Origin of the sequence: Enterococcus eurekensis (genome assembly GCF_042654605.1) — a bacterium.
GTDB lineage: Bacteria > Bacillota > Bacilli > Lactobacillales > Enterococcaceae > Enterococcus_I > Enterococcus_I eurekensis.
Genome location: NZ_JBHSGT010000037.1, coordinates 23,861 through 41,765, shown reverse-complemented (window position 1 = coordinate 41,765; position 17,905 = coordinate 23,861). Strand labels below are relative to the sequence as shown.

The window sequence follows — 17,905 nt, the reverse complement described above, 5'->3', positions numbered from 1 at the left end:
TTTATTGAGCTACAATGACCATGCTTGCACGTAAAACGCGATCATGTAGTTTATACCCTTTTTGCAACACTTCTACTACGGTATCAGGTTCGACACCTTCACTAGCAGGAATCGTTTGAACCGCTTGATGAACATTCGGATCAAAAGCCTCACCTTTAGCAAGAATTTCTTCAATCCCTTCTTCTTTCAATGCAAAACGTAAACTTTCTAAGACCATTTCAACGCCTTTTTTTAGTCCGATGCTTTGCTCATCCGTTGCTTCTGTTGCCATTGCACGTTCTAAATTATCAATAGCAGGTAATAATTTCTTACCTAAATCTTGCGAACGGTAACGTTGCAACAATTCACGCTCGTTTCGATTACGTTGCACGACATTAGCCATCTCAGCAGAAACACGTAAAAACTTGTCTTCCATTTCATCTAATTTGATTTTTAATTCATCAACTTCCGAAAGTTCAACTACTTCTTCTGTCTCAACTTCTTCAACCGCTTGATTGTCAACAGTTTCTTCCGCATTTTGTTCTTCAGCGATTTCTAATTCTTTTTCTTCTGACAATTAACGAACATCCCTTCTTAAATAAAACTTATATTAGGACTCACTACCCGAGTCTAGTTCACGATAGTAGTCAGCCAATTTAACAGATAATTCTCGTCGAAATAAATCGACCAATCCAAACATTTTCGAATAAGGCATATTCGATGGTCCTAATAAAGCAATCGTCCCATGTCCATGTCCTTGAATCGCATAACTTCCTTGAATCAAGCTCATGTTCTGTAATAAGTCGTTGCCAAGTTCGGAACCAATTTTAATTCGGATTAAAGAATCACGCGGCGCTAACAATTGCGTTAATTCTTCAGGATTTTTCATAAACGAATACATTGACTTAAATTGAAGTTTATCTTGATTTGGTTCAAAATCAAGTAAATTCATACGACCGCCAACATAGATTCGTTCTTCAAACAAATGATTAAGCATACTCTCAAACAATTCGAGAATGCCATCCGTTGTTTGGAAATACTTGTGGAGAATCATTGGGATTTCTGTCCGTAAACGGTGATAAACCGTAATCAGTGGTTCACCAATTAAACGATCATTGATAATCCGGACCATAATAGCTAATTCTTCACTTCGAATATTCTTTGGTAAGGTAAAGACTTGATTTTCGACGTTTCCTTTGTCTGTCACAATAATTGCAACCACTTGCCGGTGATTGAGCGGAACCATTTTAAAACTCGTTAATCGTCGTTCGTTGACGTCAGGTCCTAAAGAAAGCGCCGTGTAACTAGTCAAATTTGATAGAATCGTTGCAGATTGTTGGATGATTTCATTAATCTCGTGAAATTCCTTACCTAACCCTTGACGAATTGAGCGCACTTCTTCGGGGTTAACTTCAACTGGTTGCAACAAATGATCAACATAATAACGATAACCTTTCATAGATGGTACACGACCGGATGAAGAATGCGTTTTAGCTAGTAAGTCATGTTCTTCCAGTAACTTCATTTCATTACGAATTGTTGCTGAGCTTGCAGCAATGCCAGCTTCCATCAACGTTTTCGATCCGACTGGTTGCCCCGTCGTCGTATAATTTTGAATGATTAATCGTAGAATCTCACCTTGTCTCTCAGTTAACAAATTTTTCTCACCCCTTATTAGCACTCTTTTATCATAAGTGCTAATACGATTATAAATATACCACATTCTCATTGTTTGTCAAGGATTTCGATAAAAAAATTAGCACTCAATCGAATCAAGTGCTAACACGGTCGTTATTCTTTTTCAAGTAAGAATTTTTCAAAAACATCATTGCCGATGAATAACCCCTTAGACGTTAACCTTAAGCGGTTTTCATCGATTATTGCCAGTCCTTTTTCTTCTAATTCAGGTAATATCATTTGATAAACATCAGTCAATTCTTTCTTAAATTTTTCTTTAAAATTAGCCAATGAAACACCTTCGATCTTCCGTAATCCTAAAAACATTTCTTCTTCAATTTGATTTTTTAACGTTAGCTCTTCCGTTTCAATGATTGGCCGTTGGTTTGATCTCAACGGTTTTAAGTAATGTTGAATCGGTCCGACATTTTTATAACGTTGATTACCGAGGTAACCACTCGCTCCCGCACCAAAACCAAAATAATTTTCATTATTCCAATAAACTAAATTATGCATCGATTCTTTCCCAGGCGTTGCAAAATTACTAATTTCATATTGATGATGGCCGGCTTTTTCCATCGCCTCCATCGCTTCGGCAAACATTTGTGTTTCACTTTCTTGACTGGGTAATTCCAAACGACCTTGGCGCACCCAATTCATAAACATCGTCTTATTTTCTAAGATGAGCGAATACATCGAATAATGCGGTAAGCCAAACGCTAATGCTTGATTTAACGTATCGCGAAAACTTTCAATTGTTTGGCCCGGTAAAGCATAAATCAAATCAATGCTAACATTATCAAACTGCTTTTTTTCAAGCAGACGAATCGTATCATAAACATCTTGTGCTGAATGTTTGCGACCAATTTTTTTTAGCAAACGATCATCGAATGTCTGAACACCCATTGATAAACGATTCACTCCATGAGATTTTAAGATATCTAGCTTCTCACTAGTTAAGTCGCCTGGATTAGCTTCAACTGTTAATTCTTTAGTCGTCGAAGTCGGTAACAAGCGATGGACACCTGTGAGTAAAACGTCCAATTGTTTAGCTGACAAAGACGTCGGTGTCCCACCACCAATATAAATGGTTTCGGAAACATCAGTTGGATATTGTTCTAAAGTAAGCTGAATTTCCTTTAATAAGGCCTCAATGTATTCGTCGACCGGTTGGCCTTCTAAAAAAACTTTATTAAAATCGCAATAGTAGCAGATATGCTCACAAAAAGGGATATGGATATACGCAGAAGTACTTCTACGGAGATTATTTTTGATTTCTTTCAATGTAAAAAAACTCCTCAATAACTATTTGACAGTGTCAAGATTTCTCCCTATTATAGCATAATTTTACTTTATATTTCTAAATGAAGTCATGTCTCAAACGAGGCTTTTCAATTATCCTAAAGTAAACTAACAAAAAGGAGTCACTATCACTAGGATAGCTGACTCCACAATATTTTTAATTAAGCAAGTATTTTTCTAAATCTAACGGATAGACAGATTCTTGGCCTTTGAAGACACGCATGTTTCCACCAGACAATTCATCAATTAAAATAATCTCGCCCGCTTTTTCACCGCGACCAAACTCCAATTTAATATCGTAGAGTGTTAAGCCTTTTGTTGCGAGCTCCGCTTTAATTAGATCACTGATTCGCTTCGTTTGCTCTTTAATAATCGCATATTCGCCTGCTTCTAAAATACCTAACAAAACTAAAGCATCTTCATTAATAAATGGATCTTGGCGCTCATCATCTTTAATCGTAATTTCGACATAACCTGGTAAATCGGCAGCCGATTCAATATAATCTCCATAACGACGAATGAAACTTCCTACTGCTTTGTAGCGACAAATAACTTCTAGCCCTTTACCAAAAACAGAAGCTTTTGTAACATCCATTGTTTTCTCTTCTAAATCCGCCGCTAGGAAGTGGGTAGCGATTCCTGCTTCATTCAGTAGTTCAAAGAAATGTTTACTAACGGTTAAACCTGATTTTCCAGAGCCTTCAACCGTTAAACCAATTTGATTTTCACCTGGATCAAAAACACCATCTTTTCCAGTCATTTCATCCTTAAAGAATAACCGGATATTGCCATCTTCTTTTTGATAAACATCTTTTGTTTTGCCTTTGTAAATGAATTCCATAACGCACCCCTTTAAATTATTAAGTATTTTTGGAACAAACATAGGTTACCACATTCTTTTGTGAATGAAAATACTTATCAGAAACTTTTTGTTCGTTTTTTTATTAATATTCGGATAATAATCAAAAGGATGTCATCACATTATTCATAATTAACGAACGATCGAGCTTCTTTCACGTTTTCAGGCACAAAATAAGCTGATTCTTGGACTTTTTCTAGTGCGAAAAGCTTTAGTTTTCGTTCAATACCACCGCCATAACCAGTCACACTACCGGTTTTGCCAATCACTCGATGACAAGGAATGATAATCGAAATTGGGTTACTACCTACAGCGCCACCTACCGCTTGTGCTGACATCGTTGTTTTCCCCATTTTTTTTGCAATTTTTTGGGCGATTTCTCCATAAGTTGTTGTTTGACCATAAGGAATTTTCCGGATTTCTTCCCAGACTTTTGCCTGAAAATCAGTTCCTTGCGGCGCTAAAGGAAAATCAATTTCAGGTTGTTCTCCTCTAAAATAAGCATCTAACCAACGTTTGACTGTCAAAAACAAAGTGATATCCGATTTATTTTGATGAAGTAAGGGATTCTTTTTTTCAAACTCACTGCGATTATAATAAATCCCAGTTAGTGCTTGACCATCACTTGTTAAATAAATATCACCAATTGGCGAATCATATGTTTGCGTATAAATCTCCATTTTCGTCCCCACCTTTTTTATCTCTCCTTTCATTCTATGGCTTTAAAACCGTTTGTAAAGAATAAATGATTGAAAGAGAACAAAAAAAGAGCAGATCATCTTCTACTCTTTTCTTAGTTCATTCTTACTTAGCGCTTATCAAAATATTCTCTTGTATCCACTTCATCTTGTTTCAGTTGTTTAATCAAGCCTTCAACACCTGAAAAGGCCACTTGTCCGCGTAAATGGTGTAACCAACGGACTTCAACTTTTTCACCATAAACATCTTGATTAAAATCTAAAATATTGACTTCAACCGTTATCGGTCGATTTTTTTCAAAAGTATCGTTACGACCAATCGAACCCATTGAAGGGTACCATTGATCACCAATTTTTATTTCTGTAATATAAACACCCTCTGTTGGCAAATGGGTTGTTCTTGAAATTTGAATATTGGCTGTTGGATAACCAAGCGTACGACCACGAGCATCACCATGAACCACAGTTCCACCAAAAGTATAATCATAACCTAAAAGTTTTGAAACTTCTTCCATGTTCCCGGCATCTAACTCTTTACGTATCCGAGTAGAACTAATTTTCTCACCTTCTAGTGTCTCTTTAGGGACGGTTACAACTTCAAAACGTTCATTAGCGTAAGTCGTTAATCTCGGCATATCCGCAATATCACGTTTACCATAAGTATAATCAAAACCTGCCACAACAACTTGAGCATGTAGACCAACCATATATTGATCAACAAATGCTTGAGGAGCCAAGCCGGCAAAATCTGAAGTAAATTCAACAATATATAAATAATCAACACCAAATTGAGCCATCAAATTGGTTTTTTGTTCTAGATTCGTTAAATATTTCATCTCATCGACTGGAACTTTTTGAAAGACAATTGAGGGATGTTGATTGAAAGTCATCAATGCTAACTTCAAGCTTTTTTCATCCGCAATTTTGCGTCCTTGTTCGATGACTCTTTGATGCCCTTTGTGTACTCCATCAAAAAATCCAAGCACAAGAACAACAGGTTCTGTTGGGATTTTTTCTGGCTGATAAGGGTGTCGGATTTCAATAATTTGCATGTGTTTATGATTCCTTTCCTAACTCGTTTCTTAAAACTTTTCGAGGCTTAAGTATGCCTGTTTTGGTTGGGTGTGCTTCATATAGACTAACGACCATCCCTTGATAGTATATCGCTAATAAAGTCGTCGGCATTTCACTAAGACCAAGTTCTTGATACGTAAGACGCGCGCCATTTTTGATTTGTCCCCATAGCTCGTCAGTGATATCGATTCTTGGGAATTCTTGAACACCGTACTCAACAGGCAATAAGACCTCTGCTAATTGGTTATTCTCCATCAGTTTAGCGACTTGGTAAAGTGTTACGCCTTGTTCTTTCGTAAAACCACCACTAGCAATTCGGGTTAAATCAGACATGTGAGCGGGAACGCCTAACAAGACGCCAGTATCCACTGCTAATGTCCGGACATACGTTCCTTTACCACATGCCACTTTAAAACGCCAACGTTGCGTAGCTGTTTCAGGATCCCAAACAACTTCTGAAGTTCGCTCAAAGGAATCAATTTGCGCAATCCGTTTCGGACGCTCAACTGTTTCATTATTCCGAGCATATTCATACAATCGTTTACCATTGACTTTAACAGCTGAATACATTGGCGGAATTTGCGTAATTTCACCAATTAGCTTAGCCATCGCTGCATCAATTGCTTCATCGGAAAAAGGTGTCTCAATTCGCATTTGTTCGACAATTTCACCAGAAATATCTTCCGTTGTCGTACTATAGCCAAGTGTAATTTCACCTTCGTATATTTTGCCTGAATCCGTTAAAAATTCAATTACTTTTGTTCCTTTACCCACACAAATCGGTAAAATGCCATCAACATCTGGATCTAAAGTTCCACCATGTCCAACTTTTTTTGTTTTTAATATTCTTCTTAATTTAAAAACGCAATCATGACTTGTCATCCCGCGTTCTTTCCATAGAGGTAAAATTCCATCCATCGTTTTCACACCTTTAATAAACATTTCAACTGTCCCATTATAGCATGTTTCGAAACTTTAGACATTCCAAAGTTTTCAGCCATTAAAAAGAGAAAAAACAGAAGAACCCACATGAAATGAGTGCTTCTGTTTTTCAATACGACTAATTAGTCTCGATTTAAATTTCGTAACATTTCATCGATTTTATTTCCGTATGCAACGGATTCATCCAGTTCAAAAACAATCTCAGGCGTTTTATAAAGCGTTAAAACTTTACCTAATTCTCTACGAATCAAGCCAGTTGATTTGTCTAGTCCTGTTTGAGCCGCTTTTTTATCTGAAGCTAAATCAGACAAAATACTATAGTAGATTGTTGCTTGTTGTAAATCACCAGTTACTTGAACATCTGTGATATTCACATCTTCAACCCGAGGGTCACGTACTGTTTTTCGTAAAATCTGGTTGACTTCTTTTAAAATTTCTTGAGCGACACGACGATTACGATAGTTAGTCATGCGACATCCTCCTTATGATTTTAAAAATTTATTTTCTTTTAACTTCTTCCATCACGAAGCCTTCAATTACATCATCTTGTTGAATGTCATTGAATTTCTCGATCATTGCACCACATTCAAAACCAAGTTTGACTTCTTTAACATCATCTTTAAAGCGTTTCAAGCTTGCTAACTCACCTTCAAAGATAACAATGCTGTCACGGATGACACGAACGCCACTATCACGACGAATGAAACCTTCAGTAACGTAACAACCAGCAATTGTTCCAACTTTTGAAACTTTATACGTTTCACGAACAAGCATTTGACCTGTAATTTTTTCTTCAAATTCTGGATCAAGCATTCCTTGCATCGCTGTTTCAATTTCATCGATTGCGTTATAAATAACACGGTGTAGACGAATATCAACTTTCTCTGCTTCGGCTTGTTGTCTCGCTTGAATCGTTGGACGAACGTTAAATCCAATAACAATCGCGTTACTTGCTGCTGCTAATGTAATATCACTTTCATTAATCGCACCAACTGCTGAATGGACAATGTTTACACGAACGCCTTCAACATCAATTTTTTGTAATGAAGCTGATAACGCTTCGGCTGTCCCTTGAACGTCAGCTTTAATAATAACATTAACTGCTTTGATTTCGCCTTCTTTCAAGCTATCAAATAAGTTGTCTAATGTCACACGAGTATTGCTGCCGCGTTGTTCTAGAACCGCACGTTTTGCACGTTCTTCTCCTGCAGCACGCGCTGTTTTCTCATCTTCAAACGTTACAAAACGATCCCCTGCTTGAGGGACATCATTTAATCCAGTAATTTCAACTGGTGTTGCTGGACCTGCTGCTTTGTCACGACGACCAATATCATTCGTCATTACACGAACACGACCAAACGTATTTCCGACAACGATTGGGTCTCCAACATGCAACGTACCTTGTTGAACAAGGAGTGTCGCAACTGGACCTTTCCCTTTATCTAAACGTGCTTCAATAACTGTACCAATTGCACGTTGTTTAGGATTTGCTTTTAAGTCTTCAACTTCGGCAACTAATAAAATCATTTCTAACAGTTCTTCGATATTTTTACCAAATTTCGCTGAGATTTCAACAAAAATTGTATCGCCCCCCCATGCTTCTGGAATTAAACCTTGGTCGCTTAATTCTTGCATTACATGTTGTGGGTTTGCTGCTGGTTTATCGATTTTGTTAACTGCAACAATAATCGGTACACCGGCTGCTTTGGCGTGGTTAATCGCTTCAATCGTTTGCGGCATCACACCATCATCTGCTGCAACGACTAAAATAGTAATATCTGTGATACTTGCTCCACGTGCACGCATACTTGTGAAAGCCGCGTGACCCGGTGTATCTAAGAAAGTAATGGGTTTACCGTCAATATCGATTTGGTAAGCACCGATGTGTTGCGTGATACCACCGGCTTCACCACTTGTTACACGTGATTTACGTAGTGTATCAAGTAATGTTGTTTTACCATGGTCAACGTGTCCCATAATTGTAACAACTGGTGGACGTGAAACTAATTCCTCTTCATTCACTTCTTCGACTTCAAAGAATTTATCAATGTCAGCGATGTCTACTTGAACTTTTTCTTGTGGTTCAATGCCATAATCTGTCGCTAATAATTCAATTGTATCTTTATCTAATGGTTGGTTTTGGTTAACCATGACACCCATCATGAATAGTTTTTTAATAATCTCAGCTGGCTCGCGGTAGATTTTTTTAGCAATATCAGCTACGTTCATGCCATCTGTGTACTCTAAAACTTCCGGTAGCTCACGGAATTTACGTGCTGGAACAGCTGGTTTCACTTCTTGTGATTGCTGTTTGCCTTTGCGGCCTTTTTTGTTGAAACGTTGACGGTTTTGGTTGTTACCCCAACCTGAATTACGTCCTTGATTCGAATTACCACGACCTTGTTGATTCGAACGATTTTGATTTTGGCCTTGGTTTGAACCTTGATTGTTTGAACGGTTTTGTCCTTGGTTTTGGCTTTGGTTTGAGCTTTGTGCCGGACGGCTTTGACCTTGACCTTGGGCTGGACGATTTTGGTTCGATCCTTGCGCTGGGCGGTTTTGCCCTTGACCTTGAGCCGGACGATTTTGATTTGAGCCTTGCGCTGGGCGGTTTTGCCCTTGACCTTGAGCCGGACGATTTTGATTTGAGCCTTGTGCTGGGCGGTTTTGCCCTTGGCCTTGGGCCGGACGATTTTGATTCGATCCCTGTGCTGGGCGGTTTTGGCCTTGGCCTTGAGCTGGACGATTTTGTCCTTGGCTTGGTTTTTGACCTGAGCGGTTTTGGCCTGATTTTTTATTAAATGATTGACGAATTGAACGCTCTTGCGCTTCAGAGATTACTGCCATGTGGTTCTTAACTGTAATTCCTAGTGTGTGTGCTTTATCGATAATTTCTTTACTCGATGTATTCATTTCTTTTGCAATTTCATAGACTCTTTTAGTAGTCATGTAATCACCTTCCTAACCTAGTAATAGTTCCTTCATCTTCTCAGCAAATCCACGGTCTTTAACGCCTACGACCATCCGACTTTTGCCAATTGCCTGACTTAACTCGTTTGAATTAAAATCAGTTGAGCAAGAAACTTCGTAAAAAGAACTTTTGTCTTTTATGTTTTTTTGTGTATTTTTTCCAGCATCGTTAGCGATAAAAACAAGATGCACTTTTTGTGCTCGAATGTCTTTCAAAGTTAACTCTTCACCAGAGACTAATTTACCTGCGCGCATTGCGAGGCCTAATAAATTTAATGCTTTTTGTTTATTCATTTGCAAACAACTCTTTTCGGGCTTTTTGATGCGTAACATAATCTAGTAATTCTTGGTAGAATTCATCTGAGATTTTTGTTTCTAAAACGCGATCAAAAACCTTTTTATCCCAAGCTTCTTGGGCTTCTTTTGGTTCGAGCGCTAAATAAGCGCCACGACCAGGTGCTTTACCTGTTGGATCGATTGAAACAACCCCTTCTTTAGAACGGGCAATGCGTAACAATTCTTTTTTCGGAAACATTTCACCCGAAACAACAGATTTTCTCATCGGAATTTTTCTTTTTTTCATACAAATCCCACCTCGAAATTATTCTTGTTCGAACGTTACATTTTCATAATCATCCGCAGTCATATCTGGGTTTTCCATAATTTCTTGATTAACGGCTGATTCGTTGGCAGCTTCTTCTTTTTCTAAGTTTTCGTAATAGCTCATCATGTCAGACTCTGATTTAATATCAATCTTGAATCCAGTTAGTTTTGCAGCTAAACGAGCATTTTGGCCACGTTTACCAATCGCTAATGATAATTGATAGTCAGGTACGACTACTGTACAAGCTTTTGGATTGTCAGCTGAGAAAATCACATCGCTAACTTCTGCCGGGTTTAAAGCATTCCCGATAAAGACTGCTGGATCTTCACTCCACTCAACAATATCCATATTTTCGCCTTTTAATTCATTCACTAATGCTTGAACACGTTGTCCTTTTGGTCCAACACATGTACCAACTGGATCAACATTTGCATCGTGTGAGCGAACCGCAATTTTTGAACGATCGCCTGCTTCACGTGCAATGCTGACAATTTCAACCGTACCATCATATACTTCTGGTACTTCTTGCTCGAATAAGCGACGTAATAAATCGGGATGGCTACGACTTACAAAAACTTGAGGCCCTTTTGATGTATTTTCCACTTTAGATACGTAAACTTTAATTCTGTCATGCGGTTGGTAAAATTCGTTTGCCATTTGGTCTTGTTTTGATAAAACCGCTTCGATTTTACCTAAGTTCACATAAATGTAACGATTGTCTTGGCGTTCAACGATTCCTTGCATAATATCATTTTCATAGGCACTGAATTCAGTATAAATAATATTACGTTCTGCTTCGCGTACACGTTGTAAAATAACTTGTTTAGCCGTTTGTGCTGCAATACGTCCGAAATCTTTTGGTGTTACTTCAAAACGAATCTTATCTCCAATTTCGTAAGCCGGATTAATTAAAATCGCATCTTTTAATGATACTTCTAATTGAGAATCCATCACTTCTTCTGTTACTTCTTTTACTGCATAAACATGGATATTTCCTTTTTTATTATCAAAAACAACTTCCACGTTTTGTGATTGGCCATAATGGCGTTTATAAGCTGAAATTAAAGCCGCTTCTAGCGCTTCAATTACGACTTCTTTAGCGATGCCTTTTTCTGCTTCTAATGCATCTAAGGCGTTTAACATTTCTTTACTCATCTTCTTTGAATCCTCCGTTATTAAAATTGAACCGCTAAACGAGCTTGGGCAATATTTTTACGTTCAAAAGTCATTTCTTTTTCTCTTGTTTTGATACGCACTTTCAACACTAATTCTTGATCGTCAAACGATTGTAAAAAGCCTTCGTATTGTTTTTCGCCGTCAACTGATTGATAGAAAGAAACATGAATATACTCACCTAAAGCTTTTTCATAGTCACTTTCTTTTTTCAATGGACGTTCTGCTCCAGGAGACGAAACCTCAAGAAAATAAGCTTGTGGAATTGGATCTGGATCAACTGCATCTAAGGCATCACTTAAACGTTCACTAACAAGCGCACAGTCTTCAAGATCAATACCGCCTTCTTTATCAATAAACACACGTAAAAACCAGTTTTTTCCCTCTTTGGCAAATTCTACCTCAACTAACTCAAAATTTTCCGCTTCCAAAATCGGTGTTACTAAATCCGTAACAGTTTCCACAACCGTACTCAAAATGTGATCCCTCCTTTAATATCTCGTAACGCAAGCCAATTCATTCCATAAAAAGAGTGAGGGGAAAATTGCCCCTCACTCGACTCAAGTATCATTACATTTAGAAATATAACATATCTTTTCAGAAAATTCAAGGAAATCGTGCCTAACTCACATTTCTTCATTTTCTATTTACTACGATTTAAAACATCCGCGACAATTGCATCTACAAACATATCTAACGTTTGAACACTTGTTTCTTTTGAACCATAACGACGAATGTTAACTGCGGAATCATTCACTTCCTGGTCGCCGACAACGATTTGATATGGAATTTTTTGTGTTTGAGACGCACGAATTTTATAACCCAATTTTTCATTGCGGTCATCTAACTCAACACGAATGCCTTTTTCTTGCAGACGTTCTTTTACTAATTGTGCGTATTCATGGTGCGCTTCAACTGAAACTGGAATAATTGTCGCTTGAATTGGTGCTAACCAAGTTGGGAACGCGCCTTTGTATACTTCTGTTAAGTAAGCAACAAAACGTTCCATTGTTGAAACAATTCCACGGTGAATAACGACTGGACGGTGACTGTTCTCTCCATCTTCACCCACATAAGTTAAATCAAAACGTTCTGGTAATAAGAAGTCTAATTGAATTGTTGACAATGTTTCTTCATTACCTAAAGCTGTTTTAACTTGCACATCTAATTTTGGTCCATAGAAAGCTGCTTCACCTTCTGCTTCAAAATATTCTAGACCCACTTCATCCATTACTTCTTTTAAGACTTTTTCCGCGTGATTCCACATATTGTCATCATCAAAATATTTTTCAGTATTTTTCGGGTCACGGTAACTTAAACGTAAACGGTAATCCGTAATATTAAAGTCTTCGTAAACAGCCGTCATTAGATTGAGTGTGCGTTTAAATTCATCTTTAATTTGATCCGGACGAACAAATGTATGACCGTCATTTAAAGTCATCTCACGTACACGTTGTAATCCAGATAATGCACCTGATTTTTCATAACGGTGCATTTGACCAAGTTCAGCAATACGAATTGGTAATTCACGGTATGAATGAATATCGTTTTTATAAACCATCATGTGATGTGGGCAGTTCATCGGACGTAAGACAAGCATTTCACCATCACCCATGTCCATTGGTGGGAACATGTCTTCATGATAATGTGCCCAGTGACCAGATGTTTTATAAAACTCCACGTTTGCCATAATTGGTGTATAAACATGTTGGTAACCTAAAGCAATTTCTTTATCGGTAATGTAGCGCTCGATTGTACGGCGAATTGTCGCACCTTTTGGTAACCAGAATGGTAAACCTGCACCAACTTCTGGTGATAGCATAAATAAATCTAATTCTTTTCCTAATTTACGATGGTCACGCTCTTTGGCTTCTTCACGCATTTGGATAAATTCTTTTAAGGCTTTTTTATCAAAAAAGGCTGTTCCATAGACACGTTGCATCATATGATTATCAGAATTACCGCGCCAGTAAGCACCAGCTACTGAAAGTAATTGGAAAATTTGAATACGGCCAGTTGAAGGCATATGTGGTCCACGACATAAATCAACGAAATCACCTTGCTCGTAAGCTGTAATAATTTCATCTTCTGGCAAATCATTAATTAACTCTTCTTTATAAGGGTCGCCTGCAAATAGTTCTAACGCTTCTGCTTTTGATAAAACGCGGCGAACAATTGGATGATTTTCTTTAACGATTTTCATCATCTCTGCTTCAATCGCTGGTAAATCCTCCGCAGTTAATGGGTGTTCCCCATTATCTGTATCGTAGTAAAAACCTGAATCGATCGCTGGGCCAACGCCAAAATGAATATTTGGGTATAAATGACGCATCGCATGAGCCATTAAGTGAGCAGTTGAATGACGTAATAAAGTGAGTGCATCCTCGTGGTCAGGTGTAATAATTTCTAAAGCCGCATCAACTTCAATACCAAAATCTAAATCAACTAATTCACCATTGACTTTTCCAGCTAATGCTTTTTTCGCTAAACTTTTTGAAATGCTTTCTGCGATTTCTTTGGTTGTAATCCCAGCTGCAAATTCTTTAATTGCGCCGTCGGGAAATGTTACTTTAATCATTTTTTATCCTCCTAAATATAATATTTTTATTGTAATTCCTGTTTTTTTACAATAAAAAAAGCCCTCATACCGCTTATGCGATATTAGGACGTATCATCGTGGTTCCACCTAAATTTCAATATATAATCAAAACATTATATATTTCTCAAACGTGATAACGGAAACGACCGCCTCTGCTTCGACAAAGGTTCGTAAAAAAGTGGTCATTCTTTGGTTTTCTTCTGGAAAATTTTCAGCCAAGCTTTTCCTCTCTAATAGAAGACTCTCAAATGCAGGTGTCTTTTTTATCAATCAAATATGTTTTCATTTAAACACTTCTAATAAAAAAATGCAAGTCTCTTTCGCTTTTTCTTTTATTTTTTTAATCAATAGCAAATAAAAAACTTATCCTGGTAATAAATCTTATTTATTTAATAAAAATACAAATACAACCTATCGCACGACTTATCATTTGTTATAATATAAGAAAAATGAATGGAAGGAGCGGTACTACGGATGTCTTACCTCTTTGCCAACGATTACTAGCTATCGCGCAAAGCGGAAAAACTTTTGGAAAAGATAGCTACGATCAAGAACGCTACCAAGAAATTGAAACGATTGCTTTAACATTAATGAGTCAATTAGGTAATGAACCAATCGAAACACTCCATAACCTTTTTTCGGCAGAAAAAGGTTATGCTACACCTAAGGTCGACGTGCGAGCCTTGATTACTAAAGACAACCAAGTCCTGTTAGTACAAGACAGTCGCACAAAAGAGCGGTCCCTTCCCGGTAGATTCACTGAAGTCGGCTTGTCACCAACTAAAAATATCCAATTAGAAGTCTTAGAAGAAACAGGACTAAAGGTCAACGTGGGACCGCTAGTTGCCATTTTTGATACTCAGCAAACAAATAGTCCCCAGATTTTTCATTTCTATAAATTGGTTTTTTATTGCGAAGTACAGTCAGGAACTTTTAAAGCGAATGCTGAAATAAGCGCTGCTAGCTATTTCCCTTGGGAGCAGCTACCGACTCTTTCCAAAAAAAGAACGACCAATAAGCAATTGAACATTCTTAAAAATCTTGAAAAAGACATTCATATCGACGGAGGCCTCTCGCATGCAAACAAAAGTCCTAACAATTAGCGGAATTACTGCAGGTGGGAAAACAACGCTTAGCCGTGCCCTGTTAAATTAACAACCTGAAATAAAAATAATCGCTTTTGATGATTATAGTATCAATGCTTTGCCGGGTGCCCCTTCGTTTGATTTTTTCAAGGAAAATCCACTTGTCGCTATTAATCAATACGATTTGTCCGCATTAATAAATGATTTCGATCATGCTTATGGTAAATTCCCATTAATTCTGCTTGATTTTCCTTTTGGTAGAACACACCACACGCTCAATCCATTCATCGATCAAGCCTGCTATGTGCAAACTCCCTTTGATATCGCATTTCCTCGTTACATTCAACGGGAATTCACGCCACAAAGTAACCCTCAGGAGATTTTCGACTGGTGCCAAACGTATATTCAGTTTGTCCATCCCCTCGTTGCATTACATGAAAAAATCGTCTTACCTTCATGCGATATGGTTTTAGATGGTACGAAGCCGCCTGAACAAAACGCATTACAGTTACTACAATTTATTCAAGCAAAATCCTGATTCTTAATCACTGATGAGAATCGGGACTTTTTTTCGTATTCTATCGCGTTATGTGCTATACTTTTAAGGTCAAATTTTTAGGAGGTATGCCCCATGACTACCCGTGAGTTAGAGAAAAAACAATTAGTGAAAATGATCCAACTAATAGATAACGAAAAAGAAATTATCAAAAAACAACAGGAACAAAGCATTGATTCCTTACAAGACCAATTAAAAGAGGTCGCCGATAAAAAAATTAATACTGGTTCAGAAGAGGCCTTCTATGAATCCGTTGTTGAATATCAACAACACGAACAAGATTTATTACTCCGTTACCAAACATCAGAAGCTCAAAAAAAACGGATGAAGACCTTAAGCGTAATGGAAAAATCACCTTATTTTGCAAGAATCGACTTTAAAGAAGGACTCGAACCTGAAGAAACCTTATACTTAGGAATTGCCTCTTTACGTGATAAAAATGAAGACACGTTAGTCATTGACTGGCGGGCGCCAATTGCCAATTTATATTACGAAGGGACATTAGGTCCTACTTCTTATAGTACCGATACGGATAGTTTTGATGTTGAGCTGCTCTTAAAACGCCAATTTAAAATTCAAGACGGCGAAATGATTTCAATGGTTGATACAGCTGAAAACATTAACGATGATTTTTTATTAGAAATTTTAGATGAAGCGTCATCAGGACAAATGAAAAACATCGTTTCAACTATCCAGCAGGCACAAAATGAAATCATTCGTGATACAAGCAATAAAGTCCTCCTAATTGAAGGAATTGCCGGTAGTGGTAAAACTTCCGCTCTTTTGCAAAGAATCGCCTTCTTAATGTATCGAAATCGTAAGTGGTTGGAAGATGATCAGATTTTACTTTTTTCACCTAATCACTTGTTCTCGGATTATATTTCGCAAGTCTTACCTTCGTTAGGTGAAAGTGAAGTTCCAACCCGTACCTTTAAAGATTTCTTACAACAATTATTACCAAAGTATGGCATTACGAGCGAAGAAGAAGATGAAAGCCACTTCTTATCTGGTAAAAATGACAACATCGGAAAATTACTGAACAGCTTAGAACTCGTACGCCGTATCGATGGCTATATCGAAAGCATCACAGCTGTCGGCCCCCTTTTCCGAGATCTAAAAATTAAAGGTGAGCTATATATTTCTAAGAAACAAATTCGCCAGTGGTATAAAGACACGAACCCAAATCTACCTCTTTATCAACGCAGCCAACTACTACAAACGAAACTATTAAAGAAAATTGGTGGACTTGAAAGAGACGAACTCCGCAAACCTTGGGTGAAAGAAGAAACAGAAGAACGTCTGCAAGAACTATTTGAAAACGATCCACATCAAGAGTACACCGAAGAAAATGAGCGACGCCTACGTAAAAAAATTCGTATGCAACTCGTTCGTAAAAAGTTTCGCAGTTTAACGATTGGAGTTAAAAACTTCCAATTCATCAACAATCCAAAACAATATCTGCATTTCTTACAACAAGTGCCACAGTCAATCTTAAACGATTTTAATTTAACAAAAACTCAATGGCACGAGTATTTGGTCAAGGTTAAGCAACAGTTTCGTAATCGTCAATTATCACAAGAAGATGGTATTTTATTCTTTTTATTATCAAAAGGTCTCTTCCCTATTTCAAATGAACAAAAAGCTCGTTTTATTTTCATTGACGAAATGCAAGATTTCCCACCTTCGCAAGTAGCCTTGTTAAGAACCTTGTATCCAAAAGCAGGCATCAGTTTATGTGGTGACTTAAATCAAAAAGTTTTCGGTAACGAAACAATCGTTGATTCGCTTGATTATCTATTCCCAGATGAATCACTCGCTCGTTATCAATTAACAACAAGCTATCGCTCAACAAAAGAAATTACTGATTTTGCCAACCAATTTTTAACACAAGAAGATCAAGTGAAAACAACGGCTCGTAACGGAAAAGTTCCTACACTGATTTCAGCTGAAACAAACGAAAAACTTGTTCAAGCCTTGTTAAACGAGTCCTTTGCAACACACAAAAATCATCCTCACTGGCGAATTGCGATTATCGGAAAAACCGTTGAAGAATGTGAAAAGCTCTATGCTCAGTTTGATGAACAAACGCAACATGACATTCAACTGATTACCTCAGAAGATGATTTCATGAAACGTAACATTATGATTATTCCTGCTTACTTGGCAAAAGGCCTTGAGTTTGATAGTGTCTTCGCTTGGAATATTGGCGAGAACTTCTCGACTCACCACGATCAATTGGTTCTATATACCATTGCAACGCGGGCAATGCATGAATTAACACTGCTCGTTCCAGCTGTTCAAAGTCCTTTATTTACTTTAACAACATCTAATACTTATCAATAAAGCCAAAAAGGTTCCTAAAATGTCAAAAGACATTTAGGAACCTT

General features: G+C 37.6%; 17 protein-coding genes. 3 read left to right on the top strand and 14 right to left on the bottom strand.

What is annotated here, in order from left to right:
- Position 1: 1 nt before the first annotated feature.
- The 14 genes from grpE to thrS form a co-directional block, all read right to left on the bottom strand.
- Complete coding sequence (gene grpE / locus ACFO3L_RS05490) at positions 2–556, bottom strand: nucleotide exchange factor GrpE (protein ID WP_379964645.1); 555 nt, start codon at positions 554–556, stop codon at positions 2–4.
- 33 nt (positions 557–589) lie between these two features.
- Complete coding sequence (hrcA, locus tag ACFO3L_RS05485) at positions 590–1,636, bottom strand: heat-inducible transcriptional repressor HrcA (protein ID WP_379964643.1); 1,047 nt, start codon at positions 1,634–1,636, stop codon at positions 590–592.
- A gap of 134 nt (positions 1,637–1,770) precedes the next feature.
- On the bottom strand, positions 1,771–2,940 hold the full coding sequence (gene hemW / locus ACFO3L_RS05480; protein WP_379964641.1) for a radical SAM family heme chaperone HemW: 1,170 nt from the start codon (positions 2,938–2,940) through the stop codon (positions 1,771–1,773).
- Positions 2,941–3,115: 175 nt separating this feature from the next.
- Positions 3,116–3,799, bottom strand: coding sequence for a phosphoribosylaminoimidazolesuccinocarboxamide synthase (locus ACFO3L_RS05475; RefSeq protein ID WP_379964639.1), 684 nt, complete (start codon positions 3,797–3,799; stop codon positions 3,116–3,118).
- Positions 3,800–3,939: 140 nt separating this feature from the next.
- Positions 3,940–4,497, bottom strand: coding sequence for a methylated-DNA--[protein]-cysteine S-methyltransferase (locus tag ACFO3L_RS05470; protein ID WP_379964636.1), 558 nt, complete (start codon positions 4,495–4,497; stop codon positions 3,940–3,942).
- A 128-nt stretch (positions 4,498–4,625) separates the two neighbouring features.
- Positions 4,626–5,567 carry a riboflavin biosynthesis protein RibF gene (gene ribF / locus ACFO3L_RS05465; protein WP_379964634.1) on the bottom strand — a complete coding sequence of 314 codons (942 nt, stop codon included), beginning with the start codon at positions 5,565–5,567 and terminating at the stop codon, positions 4,626–4,628.
- Between the two features lie 4 nt (positions 5,568–5,571).
- Positions 5,572–6,507 carry a tRNA pseudouridine(55) synthase TruB gene (gene truB, locus ACFO3L_RS05460; protein ID WP_379964632.1) on the bottom strand — a complete coding sequence of 312 codons (936 nt, stop codon included), beginning with the start codon at positions 6,505–6,507 and terminating at the stop codon, positions 5,572–5,574.
- Positions 6,508–6,653: 146 nt separating this feature from the next.
- Entirely contained in the window at positions 6,654–7,001 is a 348-nt protein-coding gene (gene rbfA, locus ACFO3L_RS05455) for a 30S ribosome-binding factor RbfA (protein ID WP_379964629.1), read from the bottom strand.
- A 28-nt stretch (positions 7,002–7,029) separates the two neighbouring features.
- Entirely contained in the window at positions 7,030–9,480 is a 2,451-nt protein-coding gene (gene infB, locus ACFO3L_RS05450) for a translation initiation factor IF-2 (protein WP_379964626.1), read from the bottom strand.
- Positions 9,481–9,492: 12 nt separating this feature from the next.
- Positions 9,493–9,795 carry a YlxQ-related RNA-binding protein gene (locus tag ACFO3L_RS05445; RefSeq protein WP_379964623.1) on the bottom strand — a complete coding sequence of 101 codons (303 nt, stop codon included), beginning with the start codon at positions 9,793–9,795 and terminating at the stop codon, positions 9,493–9,495.
- The gene (rnpM, locus tag ACFO3L_RS05440) at positions 9,788–10,084 is read right to left on the bottom strand and encodes an RNase P modulator RnpM (protein ID WP_379964620.1); all 297 of its coding nucleotides are present in this window, start codon (positions 10,082–10,084) and stop codon (positions 9,788–9,790) included. The genes ACFO3L_RS05445 and rnpM overlap by 8 nt, the downstream gene beginning before the upstream one ends.
- Positions 10,085–10,102: 18 nt before the next feature.
- Complete coding sequence (nusA, locus tag ACFO3L_RS05435) at positions 10,103–11,260, bottom strand: transcription termination factor NusA (RefSeq protein WP_379964618.1); 1,158 nt, start codon at positions 11,258–11,260, stop codon at positions 10,103–10,105.
- 20 nt (positions 11,261–11,280) lie between these two features.
- The gene (gene rimP / locus ACFO3L_RS05430; protein WP_379964616.1) at positions 11,281–11,754 is read right to left on the bottom strand and encodes a ribosome maturation factor RimP; all 474 of its coding nucleotides are present in this window, start codon (positions 11,752–11,754) and stop codon (positions 11,281–11,283) included.
- 167 nt (positions 11,755–11,921) lie between these two features.
- On the bottom strand, positions 11,922–13,856 hold the full coding sequence (gene thrS, locus ACFO3L_RS05425) for a threonine--tRNA ligase (RefSeq protein WP_379964614.1): 1,935 nt from the start codon (positions 13,854–13,856) through the stop codon (positions 11,922–11,924).
- A 470-nt stretch (positions 13,857–14,326) separates the two neighbouring features.
- On the opposite strand from thrS, the gene ACFO3L_RS05420 reads away from it, so the two are divergent.
- From ACFO3L_RS05420 to helD, 3 genes are all read left to right on the top strand, one after another.
- Positions 14,327–14,980: an NUDIX hydrolase gene (locus ACFO3L_RS05420; RefSeq protein WP_379964611.1), complete on the top strand. Its 654-nt coding sequence runs from the start codon at positions 14,327–14,329 to the stop codon at positions 14,978–14,980.
- A gap of 100 nt (positions 14,981–15,080) precedes the next feature.
- Positions 15,081–15,500: a nucleoside/nucleotide kinase family protein gene (locus ACFO3L_RS05415; protein ID WP_379964609.1), complete on the top strand. Its 420-nt coding sequence runs from the start codon at positions 15,081–15,083 to the stop codon at positions 15,498–15,500.
- 93 nt (positions 15,501–15,593) lie between these two features.
- Positions 15,594–17,861, top strand: a complete 2,268-nt coding sequence (gene helD / locus ACFO3L_RS05410; protein WP_379964607.1) for an RNA polymerase recycling motor HelD — start codon at positions 15,594–15,596, stop codon at positions 17,859–17,861.
- Positions 17,862–17,905 lie beyond the last annotated feature (44 nt).

Excerpts from the sequence above, each read along its gene's own strand:
- ribF (WP_379964634.1), bottom strand. The coding sequence starts at position 5,567 with ATGCAAATTATTGAAATCCGACACCCTTATCAGCCAGAAAAAATCCCA.
- thrS (WP_379964614.1), bottom strand. The coding sequence starts at position 13,856 with ATGATTAAAGTAACATTTCCCGACGGCGCAATTAAAGAATTTGCAGCT.
- ACFO3L_RS05420 (WP_379964611.1), top strand. The coding sequence starts at position 14,327 with ATGAATGGAAGGAGCGGTACTACGGATGTCTTACCTCTTTGCCAACGA.
- ACFO3L_RS05475 (WP_379964639.1), bottom strand. The coding sequence starts at position 3,799 with ATGGAATTCATTTACAAAGGCAAAACAAAAGATGTTTATCAAAAAGAA.
- rbfA (WP_379964629.1), bottom strand. The coding sequence starts at position 7,001 with ATGACTAACTATCGTAATCGTCGTGTCGCTCAAGAAATTTTAAAAGAA.
- ACFO3L_RS05470 (WP_379964636.1), bottom strand. The coding sequence starts at position 4,497 with ATGGAGATTTATACGCAAACATATGATTCGCCAATTGGTGATATTTAT.
- nusA (WP_379964618.1), bottom strand. The coding sequence starts at position 11,260 with ATGAGTAAAGAAATGTTAAACGCCTTAGATGCATTAGAAGCAGAAAAA.
- infB (WP_379964626.1), bottom strand. The coding sequence starts at position 9,480 with ATGACTACTAAAAGAGTCTATGAAATTGCAAAAGAAATGAATACATCG.
- rnpM (WP_379964620.1), bottom strand. The coding sequence starts at position 10,084 with ATGAAAAAAAGAAAAATTCCGATGAGAAAATCTGTTGTTTCGGGTGAA.
- truB (WP_379964632.1), bottom strand. The coding sequence starts at position 6,507 with ATGGATGGAATTTTACCTCTATGGAAAGAACGCGGGATGACAAGTCAT.
- ACFO3L_RS05445 (WP_379964623.1), bottom strand. The coding sequence starts at position 9,795 with ATGAATAAACAAAAAGCATTAAATTTATTAGGCCTCGCAATGCGCGCA.
- helD (WP_379964607.1), top strand. The coding sequence starts at position 15,594 with ATGACTACCCGTGAGTTAGAGAAAAAACAATTAGTGAAAATGATCCAA.